This window comes from Psychromonas sp. SP041 (assembly GCF_000470315.2).
In the GTDB taxonomy this organism is placed as follows: Bacteria; Pseudomonadota; Gammaproteobacteria; order Enterobacterales; family Psychromonadaceae; genus Psychromonas.
Genome location: NZ_CBRF02000026.1, coordinates 46,452 through 62,553, shown reverse-complemented (window position 1 = coordinate 62,553; position 16,102 = coordinate 46,452). Strand labels below are relative to the sequence as shown.

The window sequence follows — 16,102 nt, the reverse complement described above, 5'->3', positions numbered from 1 at the left end:
CACAATACGCTTAGTGAGGGATGCGAGTAAAAAATCGAGAATATATCCTGTTATATATATTCTAGGCGGTTTTATTATTTTGATTGTTGGCTTGAACAAATTACTCTAAATAAATAATTTCATAACTTATTTAGCTCAAAAATCTATTTTATAGATATTTCACTTGTGGCTTTAATGACAACAGTAAAAGTTGTGGGCATCTACTTATTAAAATAAATAACAAAAATAGCTAGATATATATAGTCACTACTTTACTTGTTAGCCTAGTAAAGGCTGACATTGATTCAGAAAAACTCAAGGAGGCGTTGTCGCAGCTACTTTGAGTTTGTATTTTATTATTAACTCATTGATAGAATTTAGTTTATAAAGTGGTTGTCCAACAGTTTTTTGTACAGGGTGTTAGCCTCTAAATGAAAAGTCTTGATAATGGGTAAACGGATATAAAATTAGGACTCACTTCATCGAATGAATGACTGGCACACTATCAACAAACTGCTCAGAACTAATAATTTCATATTCCTTTAAGATCCATAAATGAGCTACCCTCGCCTTAAATGATTTACCTATTTTGTTAAAGACTCCTTGATAAGTAACATAAGTAAAAACGTGATCGCCACTCGCAACATAACCATCTACGTTAAATTTATAATTTGTCCACTCAGTGGCTAATCGACTAAATACTTTTTCTGATATTTCTTTAAAACCTCCATAAGTGCTTATAAACTCGGGTCACTCTCTTTATCACCAAATAATTTAAGAAAGCTTATTACCTCTCATTATTCAGCGTAATAACTAGATGCTAAATAACTATAAGCTTTCTATTAATGCTTTCCATCCTGTGATGTTGTTATAAAATTGAGCATGAGGTAATCGAGTATATTTACCTTCTTTTTCTATTATAAAAGAGGGAAAACCTTGAAGATTCCATTGTTGCATTAACATATGGCTCTTCTGAATCGCATTAGAAGAATGCTCTCGCTCTGCCGACACCCAATCGAACCAATGACGTTTATCTGCCCCCAGCCTAATGGCAATTTCGGCTAATATATTAGGGTTACTCGTATCAAGTGCTGATTGATAATGAGCTTGCTGAATCGACTTCAGCATTAAAAATCCCTTGTCATAATGTTTTTCCATAACCCAAATAGCTTGAGCCGTTATATATGAATCCAGTATGATCGATTCATTACCACTCAATCTTTCATGATAAGCCAGAGAAAATACCTGCCCGGTGCTTAACGCGATTTTTTGATCATGACTCTGCACCATTTGCCTAAACCCACTATCTATTTCTCTTCTTTTGATCATACCTCCAGGGTGCATAACTAATTGAACAGATGCCATTTCATACATAATTTCTACAAGAGGAGTTGCCCCGAAGCACCACCCACACATTGGATCATATAAATAATGAATTTTTACCATTTCATCTCCCCCATATGAACCTTTGCACCTATATTCAACGCAAGTGGAAATAAGGCATTAGGGTAAGCTTCCAACATTTTATTGATCAACTCTTCCGCATTTGTGCTCTGTTGCTTTTCTTGTTCGAATTTTTTTAAGTATAAAGCGGTATAGTTGATGTTATCTGGTGTTAGGTTGGTGTTAGGAGTCATATGCCCAGGTACTACAATAAGTGGATTTAATCCTAGCATTTCAGCTAATTGCACCTGCCATGCATCCAATTTCTGTTGGCTTTGAGTATCTGCAGTCCAAACATGCAAATTACCAAATATTCCAATATTGCCCACTATTGCTTTTATTGATGGGATCCAAAGATAAGGTCGATGTGCAAGTAAGCCCGATGCCCCGTGAATCTCTACTTTATATCCATCTACAGTAAAAGCACTGTCGGTGATTGCTTTAGGTAATATCGGTGAATGAGGGACATTGTTACCCATTTTAGGTCCCCAAAAAGCTAACTTTCCAGCCATTTTACTTTGGATCACTTTTTGGACTGCTGGTGTTGTGATTATTTGTGCATTAGGAAATATCTGCTTAAGCGTTTCTGTGCCAAAATAATAATCAGGATCCGCCTGACTAATGAAAATGGTCGTCAATTTTTTACCTGAATCAAGTACGTTAGCTGCAATTCTTAAAGCATCAGCCTTAGTAAAACCAGCATCTATAATAGCAGCCTCTGTCTCACCATATATCAAGGTTGAGTTAACGTGAAAGCTATGACTATCTGCGTTATATACTTTTAATGATAGTGCTGTTTCACTAGTAGCATATGCTGTATTAGCAAATAGTATCGAGGCGATAATTAATATAATTTTGTTCATTCTGTTACCCATGTCATTTATTGAAGTGGGGATAATTATGAATGATTGATTGGTACGTTTATATACACAATAATATGCAACATTGTTTCATATATCGGACATATAAGTGGATAGAATAAAAGCAGCTCAAGTATTTATTGATGTAACGCGTTCTGGCAGTTTTACTGCAACGGCTGACAGACTAGAGATGTCGAGACCAATGGTTACTCGTTATGTAGAGACGATGGAAAACTGGTTTGGGGCACGCTTACTTCACCGTACAACTCGAAAGGTAACACTAACGACAATAGGTGAAGAATGTCTTGAAGATGTAGAGCAATGGCTCAGCGTTGCTGATAAGCTTGTTTCTAATATTAAATCTTCAAAAGAGTTATCAGGTTCAATAAAAATAGCAACCAGCATGTCATTCGCTCATTCTCAATTTATGGCTGCTATTTGTTCATTTATGTCGTTACACCCCAAAGTTAAAATTGATGTGAATCTACAAGATACCGCTATCGATTTAATAGGGAGCCAAATTGACTTGGCGATTCGAATTGCCTCTGCGCCAGATCCTTCTCTGATAGGGAAACCTATTGCAGTATGCCGGTCAATAATCGTTGCCAACCGAGCTTATTTAGCAACAAAACCAACCATTTTTACACCTGATGATCTCAGCTCACATGAATGTCTTAGTTACGTTAATTTTGAACGCCATATTTGGCATTTAAAACGTGAAAATGAGCATAAATCTATACATGTAAATTGCAGATTAACAGCCAATGAAGCCACCGCTCTACTTGAAGCGACTTTGTGTGGTGCTGGTTTATCAATGCAACCGACTTATATGGCCAACGAAGCCGTGAAGAAAGGTGATTTAGAACAGGTATTACCTGATTGGAAAGCGAATGATATGAATATATATGCATTATATTCATCTCGGAAATTCTTGCCTCCAACAGTTCGCGCTTTAGTTGACTTCCTAAGTGAATATTTTAAACAGCACCCTTGGGATTGATCATAAAAATAAATGAACTGGCGCGTTAAAAAGTGATTCATTGCTTGGATAAGAAAGCGATCCATGACAAACGTTTTCTATAAATGCTACATTAATTCGTCAAATGCTTCTACAAAAGTTATTATTCATAGCTAATCAAAACCTTGCTGGAACAATCTGTGCAAAATAAAACGTCGCCTCCCCTATCCATTAAGTTAAACAACTTCCTGCATCGTATTGATTGCAAGGTAACGGTAATAGCGTTGGTTAATCAGCATGGTTGTAGTTTAAAGCGCATTCGCCGTTCTAAAAATTGGTTGTTAACAGGCAAACAAAGCCAACTTGTTGAGGTAAGTGAACAGTTACAACAACCAAAGACAATATGGATTACTGACGCCATTCAAAAAGGATTGCCTAAACCTAGCTTTGATTTAGTGGCAATAACCCTATCCAATCCTGACATGACCATTAATCGACTAATAGCAGAAACGAGCTGCACTTTAATTGAAGCTCGAATTGCTATCGATAAAGCAGAAGGTTTGGCTTAATAAAACAAAGCCCCGTTTTCCTTTATGCATAAAAAAAGCAAGCCGAAGCTTGCTATAAAGTGTTACAAGAGATTATCTTTCGATTAGCAGTAACTAGAAGTAGAACTTCAAAAAACAGTTAAAGTAATCGTTATTGAAGTACGTAAGATTTACCGATTATTTTCCATTCATTATTAACTTTAGCCAGTGTTAATGCATCATAAAAACGGCTAGTAGAGCGGAAAAGTACCACTGCTAAACGGTCATCTACAATATCAAGACTTAAGATTTCACCGTCTAGATCTCCGCCTGCTGGTTTTTCATTGGCAGCCCATTTATTTAATACGCTGTTCATGTCTTTCCAAGATTTAATGATCTCTTTGCCATTATCATCTTTTACTACACCGACCATTGTCGCGTGGTCTGCTGAGAAAGCACGGAATAGACGTTCTTTGCTAGCTTCGCCCTGTCCTTGAAAGTAGTCATTTACAGCGGCTTCAATAGCAACTTTATCTGTTGCTTTATCTGCCTGTACATTTAATGAAAAAAAGGTAATACCAACGATGATTAAAAATGATTTCAACATAATATGTTCTCTACTTTGTATTTTTATGGATTCAGGATTTAATAAGTAATAAGGGTGTTTACTTGGTTAATAATATAGAGGTTTCTATGAGTAATAAGGAATGGAATAGTCCTAATTTCGAACCCAATCGTCCAAATATTAATTCTATTTTTAATATGGATGCTTAAGAAGAAAAAGCTACTAATGATCAGTAACATTAAGCAGTGAGCTTAAAAACGATGAGGTACCTAACAAGCAACGCCTTTAAATAAGCAAACTAGATAACACTAGAAAGATTCAAACGGAGGATGACCGAGCATTGCAGACTCGCATACGCTGTAATCAAATGCTTCCGGTTCGTTTGGCATACTATCAACTTGAAAACTCCCCCATATAGCGACAGCAACAAATAGTAATGCACCAAAGGTATAACCTAATGATTTCACTTTTGCACGCCAATCTGTAACAATTTGAGTTGGCTTATAAACTTTGAATCCTTTCGGGGGAAACTGCTTACCTCTTAACCCTTTAATCCCAACAGGCACAGAAGGAATAGCAAATAACACACCACAAAATAACGGCATCCCAAAAAATATAGAATACCAAAGCACCATAATGCCTGAGTAACCGAAGGGAGTATGGCAATAGGCAGTCTCTGCATACCAACCGATATAAGGGAACACCCATTTCAAGTGAGTAATGACAACCAAGCCACCGAGCAATGTATATAAAATGACGCGTTGTATTTTCTCTTTTGGGGAAAACTCTTCTGCAAATTCGATAACTAAATCCTTTTAGTTAAATGTGTGAGTATTATGAGCAACGGCAGCTTAATCGATTAGTCGATTAGTCGATTGGACTTTAGAATAGTGTAGTGCTTTAGAATAGCTCAGTACTTTAGAATAGTTCAGTGCTTTAATCGGTTATTATTTTACTACCTTAACGCAGGCGTCCAACTAGCTAAAGAGCGAACTTTTTTTACACATAATAAAGCAAGCCGAAACTCACTTTGTTATTGGCATAGATAAACGTAGCACTTTATCAGTAGTGCTTTACCTACAGTGATAACTCTACTTAACTACCTTCGTTAGTTTTTCCGGACTTCACTCAAAATATCACAGGATAAATTATAATTGTATTGTCTTGCTATTTTTTGAGAAAAGAACAGCTGTGGCAATTCGTATACTGAAAGTAAAATAATAATGTATATCGAACTTGCATGACCTAAAAAAAAGCCAATAATACTCACCGTCAGGAGCGTCAGCTCCATTGCAAACAGAGCATATTTTCTTAAATAGAAATGATGAATACCGCCAAGAAATAACCAATTTAATGCCGCGTAGGTATCTGGGTCTTTAAGCTTTTGGGATTGAACTTCGTAGAAGGCTTTTCTTTGCTCTTTCGATAAACCATTTAATTGTTGTCTAAACAGTTCTTCATTTTTTTCTAGTGTTTGCAATGGTTCAAATATCGACATTAAGGCACCTCATCGTGCATTTTTTCTACTAAATCAGGTTGATTACATCGTTTAATTCTAGACAAACCTAATCGCCATCCTTTGAACGCCCCGTACTTCTGAATACATTGTTTTGTATATTCAGAGCATGTTGGTTCAAAGTTACATTCGATATTTAATAACTTTTTTGACCCACCACTAGATTGATAAAGGTGGATCAATTTCAGCGATATATATTTAACGGCCAAGAGTAATAATAACAGCTTCACGTTTCCAAAATAATAAGAAACGTTTTTGTTCAACAACTTGGAAAACGACTTGCCATCCATCTTGTGCATACTTATTTAAGTCTGCTTCCATTCTCTGTACTGGTAAACCACTAGCGCCTAAAAAGATAGTACCGCAACCGCCCTCAACAATGTGAACGACTTTGTATTCTGTAAATGCTGTCATATTATTAATTACTTATTTTTGATTAAAAAAATATATTAGCTCAGAGCCATCAATGCATCAAGATAAATATGAAATATTCAGCACATAACTACATGTTATACAGGACAATTTTAGTTAAAGCGCTAAAACAGGATCAATAGCATATAGTCAGTAATATTTAGATTTACTGCTTATATTTACTATATAACGGTAGCGGATAGTTAGTAGACAAGTTAATAAGGTAATAAGGTTTTTATTATTAAAATCTCTCACTTAACAATAGCTTTTCAATAACGGCAGATAAACTCTATACATTCTAGTTATTAAGCACACAGATAGCGGTATAAAGCCATGTATTAAGAAAGTTTAATTTAAAAGTTCGGATAGTATTGATTAGATAACAAAGCACCTAAGTACTGCTTTATTTACGCATTATAGTTAAAGGATTACCTTGTTAGCCCACTTCTCTCCCACTAACACTCCAAACGACACAGCAAGTAAAACAAGTAGGCTAAAGCCAACGCCCCAAAGTCAAAACCAACCATTGAATAAAAATAAATTCACCCAGCAACTACAAGCTAAGACGAAGCAAAACTCACACGGCTACAACTACTCCACCGTTGAGCTTCGTTAAATAATGAGTGAGTTTCAGCAACAGCAAACAGGACGTTTGCTGTAAGTTTCTCTAATACATAGATTTACATATGAACAGGTGCGTTAAAAAGCTTATTTGAAAACCTAGGCATTGGTTGGAGCAGAAAGTCAATGCCAGCCTCTTTGAACTCTTTTCAGGTATAGGTTCTCTGCTGGCAAAGAGAAAGTAAAGCCGCCGATAGAACAAAAACACTGTTAATAAAAACCCACCAGCTACAACGAGCATAGACGAACTAACTTCTGAGCATATATGCATTCCCACGCAGAACATGGGAATGAGTTATATTAATTCAATATTTACAAATTTTAAAAACATAAAATTAATGTAATGCCTTCTTATAGAGTATTTAAAATTTCAGTTCTTTTTTTAGAAAATTCCTGTTCACTTATCAACCTGTTCTCTTTAAGAATTTTAAGAGTTTTTAACCTCTCCGATATGCTTTTTTCAGGGTTATTATTACTATTTTCAGAGATACGGTTACTATTTTCAGAAAGATTGTTATTAATATATTTCTCTGTAATTTTTGGAAGCGCTGTATCATTAATTATATTATTAGGTAAATTTACAACAGAAAGTATATCTTGCGTCTTCAATAATGCATCTTCTATAGCTCGTCTGCCCGCAATACCATGTTCCATAAGTTTTTCACTTGTACTTGCCCCCCCGCTTCCAATTACTCTAGGTTCGCTTACAACTTCTCCATTCACTTTTTTTATTGTATTTGTAAGGTCAACTGTAAAGTTAGTTGGCGGCCATGTGAAAAATCCTGTACTTCCAGATGTAGTAATAATTTTAGGAACAATGATAAAGTCGATATTACTTCTAAACCTAACATCATTCTTATCAATAGAATTAAGCTTAATTACAGATTCAAATACATTAGAAAGCATTACTCTATAACCATCTTCAATATCACGATATGGATAATATCTAACATTATCGCCACCACCACCTAGTGTTGTAACTTCTAAGTTTTTATCTTTAGAAGATATATAATAACCAACTTTATAATCACGATTAATATCTGATGGTAAACTAGTAGATATTTTATTTTCGTCTGGTTTTATAACAATGGGGTGGGCACAACCGGTGAGTAATACAGAAATGACGATAAGTAGCGAACAATTAATTTTCAATTTTTAAATTCCTATCCATAGGTAAAGTATTCATTAAACTGAATAATACATTAATTTGTTGAAATTGATTAAAAAATCATTAAAAATTAAAAAAATAGTTCACTTATGATTTTTAATGCAAATTAATGGATAAAAAATGTCCTCACACAAAAATAAAAATCGATTAAAAATAAAATTAAACCAATAACTAGCCACACATAACAAGAATAAATAACTTTCCTTCACGCACAAAAAAAGCAAGCCGAAGCTTGCTCTAAAAAGTTATGCAAAGATTTACTTAACTAAAAGAAAACCTTAAGAAAAATTACTCAGCTGCTGGAGCTGCTTCAACTTTATCTGCTGCTTCTTTCATAGAAAGACGTACGCGACCTTGGCGATCTACTTCTAGTACTTTAACTTTAACTTCTTGGCCTTCTTTAAGGTAATCAGAAACTTTCTGTACACGCTCTTCACAGATTTGTGAGATGTGAACAAGACCGTCTTTACCAGGAAGAATATTAACGAAAGCACCGAAGTCAGCTAGACGTACTACTTTACCGTGGTAGATAGTACCTACTTCAACTTCAGCTGTAAGTGCTTTAATGCGGTTGATTGCATCTTCAGCTTGCTCACCAGATGTTGCAGCAATTTTAACTGTACCGTCATCTTCGATTTCGATAGTTGTGCCTGTTTCTTCACATAAAGAACGGATAACTGCGCCGCCTTTACCAATAACGTCACGGATTTTGTCCGTTGGGATTTTCAGTGTGTGAATACGTGGAGCGAACTGAGAAATGTCATCACGACCTTCAGAGATTGCTTCATCCATAACAGTCAGGATGTGTAAACGTGCCGCTTTTGCTTGGTTTAAAGCAATTTGCATGATTTCACGTGTGATACCTTCAATTTTGATATCCATTTGAAGTGCTGTAATACCACCAGTAGTACCAGCCACTTTAAAGTCCATATCACCAAGATGATCTTCATCACCTAAGATGTCAGAAAGAACAACGAATTCTTCGCCTTCTTTAACTAGACCCATCGCGATACCAGCAACAGATGCTTTAAGTGGAACACCAGCATCCATAAGTGCTAGTGATGCGCCACAAACAGAAGCCATTGAAGATGAACCGTTAGATTCAGTAATTTCCGATACAACACGAACTGTGTACGGGAATTCTTCAACTGTAGGCATTACTGCTAATACACCACGTTTAGCTAGACGACCGTGACCAATTTCACGACGTTTAGGAGAACCAACAAAACCAGTTTCGCCTACACAGTATGGAGGGAAGTTGTAATGTAATAAGAAATGATCTTTCTTCTCACCCATTAGGCTGTCGATGATTTGTGCATCACGTTGTGTACCAAGCGTCGCTGTTACTAATGCTTGTGTTTCACCACGTGTAAATAATGAAGAACCGTGAGTACGTGGTAGAACACCAGTACGAACGTCAAGTGCACGAACACTCTCAGGATCACGACCATCGATACGTGGCTCACCTTTGATGATGCGAGTACGTACAACAGTTTTCTCTAAATCATGTAGGTATTCGCCTACTTGTTTAGCGACTAATGCTTCGTCTTCAGCTAGTAATTTAGCTTTAACTTCAGTTGTGATAGCTTTGATTGCGTCGTAACGCTCGCCTTTATCACTGATTTGGTAAGCTTGTTCAAAACGCGCTTGTGCTTCAGTTGCAATCGCAGCATCTAATGCTTCGTTACGTGCTGGAGCAGTCCAATTCCATTTAGGACGTGCAACTTCAGCTGCAAATTCTTTGATTGCTTCAACAACAACTTGTTGCTCATCGTGACCGTATACTACAGCGCCTAACATTACGTCTTCGCTTAGGATAGCCGCTTCAGATTCAACCATTAATACAGCGTTGTCTGTACCAGATACAACAAGGTTAAGATCACTTGTTTCTAATTCTGTTTTAGTTGGGTTAAGTAGGTATTGACCTTCTTTGTAACCAACACGAGCACAACCGATAGGACCGTTAAAAGGCATACCTGAGATAGAAAGTGCCGCAGATGTTGCGATCATTGCAACGATATCTGGGTTAACTTCTGGGTTGATTGAAACAACAGTAGCAATCACTTGTACTTCGTTTTTGAAACCAGCTGGGAAAAGAGGACGAACTGGACGGTCAATAAGACGTGCAATTAGTGTTTCTTCTTCAGATGGACGGCCTTCACGTTTGAAGAAACCACCTGGGATTTTACCTGCCGCGTATGTTTTTTCTTGGTAGTTAACAGTCAGAGGGAAGAAATCACGCTCTTGATCATCAGCATTTTTACCAACAACAGAAACGAATACACACGTATCGTCCATGCTACACATTACAGCGGCAGTTGCTTGACGTGCAATCACGCCAGTTTCTAGTGTTACCGTATGTTCGCCATACTGGAAACTTTTTACAATAGGAGTCATTTTTTTTCCTTTAATAGTATTATTTTCATTTTGCTTTTTATCGCGCCGACAGTATACGCCAAGCAACGCTCTTTTAAAATTTTTTAGAGAAATTTTTTGATATTAATAACAATCATCAATTGGAAATGAACTGAGCCTAAATGAATCACTTATTACAAATGGATGATAAGCTTATTTATTAAGCTAAATCATCAAGTTAAATTATTAATAAGCAATACTGGCTGAGCTTAAGGCTTATAGGTAATATGTTGTTAATACACTCTATTTGCAGCATTTATTGACGGGATCTCTTATGCAGACGACTATCACGAATCAAACTTCTATTCACCTGCCAATCCTGTATTCTTTGCGTCATTGCCCTTATGCAATGCGGGCGCGTATTGCTATTTTTAAATCCAAACAGCCCGTCTATTTACGTGATTTAAAATTAAATAATAAACCCACTGAAATGTTAGCGCTTAGTAAAAATCAAACGGTGCCAATGTTAGTCTCATCAAGCGACTCTGGCGTAGAGGTTATCGAAGAAAGTCTCAACATTATGTTAAAGGTATTAGCCGACAACGATCCAACACAATTGTTAGCACCACCTAATACAACATTAGATAACATGCTGTCGTTGATTAACTATTACGAAACGGGTTTAATTCCAGCCAATGAAAACTATAAATGTGCTAAACGCTATCAAGAAACCAATATTGTTGAGTGTCGACAAGTCTGTGAAACTTACCTGCAACAGCTAGAGTCTCGATTAACGCAGCATCAATTTTTATTAGCAGACACCGAAAGCTTAATGGACATTGCGCTAATGCCATTTATCCGTCAGTTTTCAAAAGTAGAACGCCAGTGGTATCAACAATCCCCCTACCCTCTATTACGTGCTTGGTTAAACCGTTATTTACAAAGCCCGATGTTTACTAAAATAATGGCAAAGCATGAATTATGGGTTGATTGCCATACAGATATTATTTTTGGCGATGTGAAGTGAACAGTAAGCACTTAAATAGGTGGACTAATTCCTGAGCGAAGGGCTTCTACAATAATCACTCATAAAGCTAAGCTTGCGGCTATTGATAAAAATTATCGATAGCCTTTTATTAGTGTTGGATTAATAGATATTGATAGTAGTTAATCGTTATTGATAGCATGCATCAAAGAATTGCTTTTCTAACAATACCGCTTGATTAAAGTAGTCTTGCATGACTTTCTGCTTTGCAGGCTCTGCATTATTAAATACAGTATCGAGTTGGGAACGTAAATGTTCTATTACAGATTCAAAATATTCACCAGAATGTAAGGTGATCCACTCACCAAAATAAAATGGTAGCCCTTCAACAGAGTCTACAAAAGGTCTTGCCCAACTTAAGTAAACCCACTCTGCAACACATAATACTGCAATCATATTCCCGTATTCACCACTGTTCGCCGCTTTCAACATTAATGCTTGGAAATTATTGGTGGATTTTAATAGCTGAGGCGCTGTACGCTCTGATTCAGGCACAGATAACATATCAAATGAACGTTGGAAGTAAGTATTCTCAGGACCAGCAATAATACCTAAAAAATGCGCCAATGGTAAACGGTCAGGTAAAGTGGGCGCATGGTGAATTGCTGAAGCCGCTAGACGTACAAAGTTATCAATAAAGGTATAATCTTGAGCCAAATACACTCGCATTTTTTCTAATGGTAAACTTCCATCAGCTAGTTCAATGCAAAAAGAATGGTTGATCGCTTTTAACCAATCATCAATACAAGTTTGTTTTAATTGTTCGCTTGGGCGCATTAGTTTTCCTGTTTAATTTGTGACAAACAAAGCTGACAATACCATTTTTTAAATATGATATGACCTTAGCTTTACATTATTTTTTACCTTTTTATGCTATAAACGTAAAAATACATCATTCACTTTTTCTTTAATGAGCAATTTTATACAAAGTTGTCAGGTATACAAAAAGCATGAAGAAATCAGATCAAGCAGATTTTAAAATAGCTAATGCTTTCAATGGTATTGAAGTTGTTAATGCAAATTATACGAAACAAAATTTCTCTAAACACGTCCATGAAGGTTATACCATTGGAGTCATTGAGTATGGTGCACAACGTTTTTATCGCAGCGGTAGTTCTCATTTAGCCGGAAAAAATAGCATCATTTTAGTCAATGCAGATGATGTACATGACGGACACTCTGCTGTTCAAGAAGGTTGGGGATATAGAGCAATGTACCCCACTCCTGATCATTTCTATCAAATAAGTACTGACTTATATAATGGTAAAGACGTAACACCTTATTTTAGCTCTTCAGTAATAGAAGACCCTCAATTAGCGCAACAACTCAGGTTAATATTTTCTCAAGCTGAAATAAATAGTTCTAAGCTATTAATGGAAACATTATTCTATGCTGCTTTTATGGGGCTAACTTTACGCCATTCGAGTACAACTAATATTCCAAAATATATTTCAGGAAGTAAACATAAGTTACTGTTAGCTAAAGAATTTTTAGATAGCTATCCAGAAGAAAATATTGCATTACAACAGTTAGCCAACATATCAGGTTTAAGTCAGTTTCATTTCATTAGACAGTTTAAAAAAAGCTTCGATTTAGCGCCACATGCTTATCAAATACAAGTTAGGTTAAAAAAAGCCAAGGAGTTATTAAAAGTAGGTGTAAAAGCCAGCCAAGTTGCCATAGATTGCGGTTTTCACGATCAGAGCCACTTTAAGAAAGCATTAGGAACAACACCAAGCCACTTTCAAAAAGCCAGCAGTTTTATACAATATAAATAATTAACAACACCTTAGACTCCTTTAAAATCAATTAGGAGCCTTACATCATGTTAGACGTTATACCAGTCTCTAAAAATACAACCAATAATATTAATAACCGCCAACTTATTTATCAGGCAAGTACAGCAATATTACCGTTAGCTATAGCCGTTATCCCTTGGGGAATATTATGTGGTTCCCTTGCAATAAAGGTAGGTTTATCACCACTTCAAGCTCAACTTATGTCTTTATTTGTATTTGCCGGCGCAGCACAACTTGCGAGCTTAACGCTTCTTGGTACATCAGGGGCATTATCCTCAATATTATCTTCAACTTTTATTATCAGCTCGAGACATTTACTTTATTCTGCAGTTTTTAGGGAACATGTTCGCAATAGTTCCATGATGGTTCGTTGTAGCATAGCCTTTTTCTTAACGGATGAAATGTTCGCAGTTACTTGTGCTTATTTAGAGAAAAACAAATCATTCAGTTATTTATATGCTCTCAGTACAGGTATTACATTTTATTTAGTATGGAATTGTTCTACTTTTGTTGGTATCGTCGCGGGGCAATTTATACCTAATATTGAAGATTTAGGGCTTGAGTTTGCTATAGCTACAACATTTATAGCTATTGTGACCCCATCAATTAAGCGTTTTTCTACATTAATGTCTGTTTTAGCAAGCGGCATTAGCGTATGTATTTTATCAATCACGGGAATAGAGCATGCGTTGATCATTGCAACTTGTATTGGTATGGCAACAGGCTTTTTGACTGCCTCTAAGGATAAAAGCAATGGATAATTTTGGCCTAGTATTACTTGGTATGTCGTGTATTACATTTGTTTGTCGATTTCTATTTTTTTATAAAAATCTCCCTTTTGAATTAGGTGAAAAAACTAAACTAGCATTAAGTTATACAGCCCCTTCAGTCTTAACTGCAATGTGGGTACCAATTGTTTTTTTAAGTTATCAACATATTGAACAGTCTTTCTTTACTAGTCCTTTTTTAATAGCAGGCTTATTAAGTATTTTATTAAGCCTCAAATTCAAAAGCACGTTATTGATTGTAATGGTAAGTATGACGTTATTCATAACCTTACAGTTAACGTATTAAAATAACCTATAAAAAAAGAGCCCTTAGGCTCTTTTTTAACATTAACGGAAGTTAAGTTAGTTAAAGGTTAAGCCCCTAACAGTAACTTATCATCATCTAATTCTTCACCATCGGTTCGTGCTTGTGCAAATAGATTTAATAAGTCTTTCACTTCATAACCAGCGCGTTCTTCGCCAGACAAATCAAAGATAATCTTCCCTTCATGTAACATGATAGTACGTGAACCATGGTCCAACGCTTGTCGCATTGAATGGGTTACCATCATTACGGTTAGTTGCTTTTCAGCAATTATTTGTGAGGTAATATCCATGATCAACGCGGCTGTTTTAGGATCCAATGCGGCTGTATGTTCGTCTAACAATAAAATAGTGCTTGGCTGCAATGCTGACATCAACAAACTAACCGATTGACGTTGACCACCTGATAAAAGCCCCATCTCACTTTCGAGACGATTCTCAAGACCTAAGTTTAAACGGCTTAGTTGCTCACGAAATACGTTACGCATTTTGCTATTAAGTGCTGAAGACAAGCGTCCTCTTTGACCACGACCATAAGCTAGTGCCATATTTTCTTCAACGGTCAAATCGCCACAGGTTCCTGCTAAGGGATCTTGGAATACACGCGCAATATCTGCCGTGCGGCCCGTTGCCGGTAACTTAGTCACATCTCGGTCACCAAAAAGAATTTGCCCTTTAGTACTCTTGATATCACCTGCGATAGTATTCAACAGTGTTGATTTACCAGCACCGTTTGAACCAATAACTGTCACAAATTCGCCTTGCGGTATGGTTAAGTCGATACCGCGCAGTGCTAGCTTTTCAGTCGGTAAACCACGGTTAAAGGTAACGTGTAAATCTTTACAACTAATCATGCTTCATTCCTCGCTGCTTGTTTTGCTTTCCATTCATTACGTAACTTAGGAAAGATCAATGCCAAGGCAACCAGTACTGCCGTGATCAAGTTTAAATCTGATGCGCTAAAACCTAAGAAATCAGCATTAAGTGCCATCGACACAGCCAATCGATACAGTACCGAACCGACAATACAGCTTAATACAATTACATACATTGAACGGCTAGCAAACAATGATTGACCAATAATAACCGCGGCTAAACCGACCACGATTGTGCCGATACCCATCGTTGAATCAGCAAAGCCATTAGTTTGAGCAAATAAAGCGCCTGCCAATCCAACTAAACCATTAGACAGTGCTAAACCGGCGTAGACTTTCTGTTTAACGACAATACCATTGGCTTGTGCCATGCGTTTATTAGACCCCACTGCACGCATTGCTAAACCGTATTGCGTTTTTAAGAACCAAGCGACTAACAATCCACCTATCACAGCGCACACAGCGACAAAAATAACACGCATGTACATATCAGGTAGACCAAAAATGCCTTCAAAAGGCGTTAGAATAGTGGGTTCCATAATTAACGCGACATTCGGTTTCCCCATCACACGTAGGTTAATGGTATATAACGCGGTCATGGTTAAAATACTGGCTAATAAATGCAATATATCAAAACGTAAGTTTAACCAAGCGGTAACTAAACCAGCACAAGCAGCTGCGATGGTGCCCGCGAGTGTTGCTAAAAAAACATTAACGCCCATTACAATCAGGGTTGCCGTAACAGCAGCCCCAAGTGTAAAACTACCATCAACGGTCAGATCTGGAAAATCCAAAATACGAAAAGTAAGGTATACCCCAATAGCAACTAAGCCATAAATGAGGCCAATTTCTAACGTACCTAAAAATGAAAAAAGTGACATATTTATCC

18 protein-coding genes are annotated in these 16,102 nt (G+C 36.7%); 6 read left to right on the top strand and 12 right to left on the bottom strand.

The annotated features are described in order from the left end of the window. Positions 1 to 807: 807 nt before the first annotated feature. A complete protein-coding gene (locus SP041_RS14410) occupies positions 808 to 1,344 on the bottom strand; it encodes a DsbA family protein (RefSeq protein WP_137297891.1) in 537 nt (178 codons plus the stop codon). A 74-nt stretch (positions 1,345 to 1,418) separates the two neighbouring features. Then, complete coding sequence (locus SP041_RS14405) at positions 1,419 to 2,285, bottom strand: MBL fold metallo-hydrolase (protein WP_025564632.1); 867 nt, start codon at positions 2,283 to 2,285, stop codon at positions 1,419 to 1,421. A gap of 106 nt (positions 2,286 to 2,391) precedes the next feature. On the opposite strand from SP041_RS14405, the gene SP041_RS14400 reads away from it, so the two are divergent. Together SP041_RS14400 and SP041_RS14395 are read left to right on the top strand one after the other, a co-directional pair. Beyond that, positions 2,392 to 3,282, top strand: coding sequence for a LysR family transcriptional regulator (locus SP041_RS14400; protein WP_025564631.1), 891 nt, complete (start codon positions 2,392 to 2,394; stop codon positions 3,280 to 3,282). A gap of 158 nt (positions 3,283 to 3,440) precedes the next feature. Beyond that, a complete protein-coding gene (locus SP041_RS14395) occupies positions 3,441 to 3,809 on the top strand; it encodes a ribosome recycling factor family protein (RefSeq protein ID WP_240791477.1) in 369 nt (122 codons plus the stop codon). A gap of 130 nt (positions 3,810 to 3,939) precedes the next feature. Here the strand turns inward: SP041_RS14395 and SP041_RS14390 are convergent, their stop codons facing one another. From SP041_RS14390 to pnp, 7 genes are all read right to left on the bottom strand, one after another. After that, a complete protein-coding gene (locus SP041_RS14390; protein ID WP_025564629.1) occupies positions 3,940 to 4,374 on the bottom strand; it encodes a nuclear transport factor 2 family protein in 435 nt (144 codons plus the stop codon). Positions 4,375 to 4,640: 266 nt separating this feature from the next. Further along, complete coding sequence (locus tag SP041_RS14385) at positions 4,641 to 5,045, bottom strand: hypothetical protein (protein WP_137297890.1); 405 nt, start codon at positions 5,043 to 5,045, stop codon at positions 4,641 to 4,643. Positions 5,046 to 5,440: 395 nt separating this feature from the next. Beyond that, the gene (locus SP041_RS14380) at positions 5,441 to 5,830 is read right to left on the bottom strand and encodes a hypothetical protein (protein ID WP_025564627.1); all 390 of its coding nucleotides are present in this window, start codon (positions 5,828 to 5,830) and stop codon (positions 5,441 to 5,443) included. Next, a complete protein-coding gene (gene yidD / locus SP041_RS14375) occupies positions 5,830 to 6,138 on the bottom strand; it encodes a membrane protein insertion efficiency factor YidD (protein WP_205961203.1) in 309 nt (102 codons plus the stop codon). The genes SP041_RS14380 and yidD overlap by 1 nt, the downstream gene beginning before the upstream one ends. Then, on the bottom strand, positions 6,047 to 6,262 hold the full coding sequence (locus tag SP041_RS14370) for a DUF4177 domain-containing protein (protein WP_025564626.1): 216 nt from the start codon (positions 6,260 to 6,262) through the stop codon (positions 6,047 to 6,049). Before SP041_RS14370 ends, yidD begins: the two co-directional genes overlap by 92 nt. A 969-nt stretch (positions 6,263 to 7,231) precedes the next feature. Next, positions 7,232 to 8,032, bottom strand: coding sequence for an SHOCT domain-containing protein (locus tag SP041_RS14365; RefSeq protein WP_025564625.1), 801 nt, complete (start codon positions 8,030 to 8,032; stop codon positions 7,232 to 7,234). Positions 8,033 to 8,336: 304 nt separating this feature from the next. Continuing rightward, complete coding sequence (gene pnp / locus SP041_RS14360; protein ID WP_025564624.1) at positions 8,337 to 10,445, bottom strand: polyribonucleotide nucleotidyltransferase; 2,109 nt, start codon at positions 10,443 to 10,445, stop codon at positions 8,337 to 8,339. Positions 10,446 to 10,737: 292 nt separating this feature from the next. On the opposite strand from pnp, the gene SP041_RS14355 reads away from it, so the two are divergent. Continuing rightward, positions 10,738 to 11,430, top strand: coding sequence for a glutathione S-transferase (locus SP041_RS14355; RefSeq protein ID WP_137297889.1), 693 nt, complete (start codon positions 10,738 to 10,740; stop codon positions 11,428 to 11,430). Positions 11,431 to 11,577: 147 nt separating this feature from the next. Here SP041_RS14355 and SP041_RS14350 read toward each other — a convergent pair whose 3' ends face one another. Continuing rightward, on the bottom strand, positions 11,578 to 12,225 hold the full coding sequence (locus SP041_RS14350) for a TenA family protein (RefSeq protein WP_025564622.1): 648 nt from the start codon (positions 12,223 to 12,225) through the stop codon (positions 11,578 to 11,580). Positions 12,226 to 12,398: 173 nt separating this feature from the next. Here SP041_RS14350 and SP041_RS14345 point away from each other — a divergent pair, with 173 nt between their 5' ends. From SP041_RS14345 to SP041_RS14335, 3 genes are read left to right on the top strand one after another with little or no spacing between them, the layout of a single operon-like run. After that, a complete protein-coding gene (locus SP041_RS14345; RefSeq protein WP_037049027.1) occupies positions 12,399 to 13,226 on the top strand; it encodes an AraC family transcriptional regulator in 828 nt (275 codons plus the stop codon). 47 nt (positions 13,227 to 13,273) lie between these two features. Beyond that, the gene (locus SP041_RS14340) at positions 13,274 to 14,008 is read left to right on the top strand and encodes an AzlC family ABC transporter permease (RefSeq protein ID WP_025564621.1); all 735 of its coding nucleotides are present in this window, start codon (positions 13,274 to 13,276) and stop codon (positions 14,006 to 14,008) included. Continuing rightward, positions 14,001 to 14,321: an AzlD domain-containing protein gene (locus tag SP041_RS14335; RefSeq protein WP_025564620.1), complete on the top strand. Its 321-nt coding sequence runs from the start codon at positions 14,001 to 14,003 to the stop codon at positions 14,319 to 14,321. Before SP041_RS14340 ends, SP041_RS14335 begins: the two co-directional genes overlap by 8 nt. Before the next feature lie 67 nt (positions 14,322 to 14,388). On the opposite strand, the gene SP041_RS14330 is transcribed toward SP041_RS14335, so the two are convergent. After that, a complete protein-coding gene (locus SP041_RS14330; RefSeq protein WP_025564619.1) occupies positions 14,389 to 15,192 on the bottom strand; it encodes an ABC transporter ATP-binding protein in 804 nt (267 codons plus the stop codon). Next, positions 15,189 to 16,094, bottom strand: coding sequence for an ABC transporter permease (locus SP041_RS14325; protein ID WP_025564618.1), 906 nt, complete (start codon positions 16,092 to 16,094; stop codon positions 15,189 to 15,191). Before SP041_RS14325 ends, SP041_RS14330 begins: the two co-directional genes overlap by 4 nt. Positions 16,095 to 16,102: the final 8 nt, after the last annotated feature.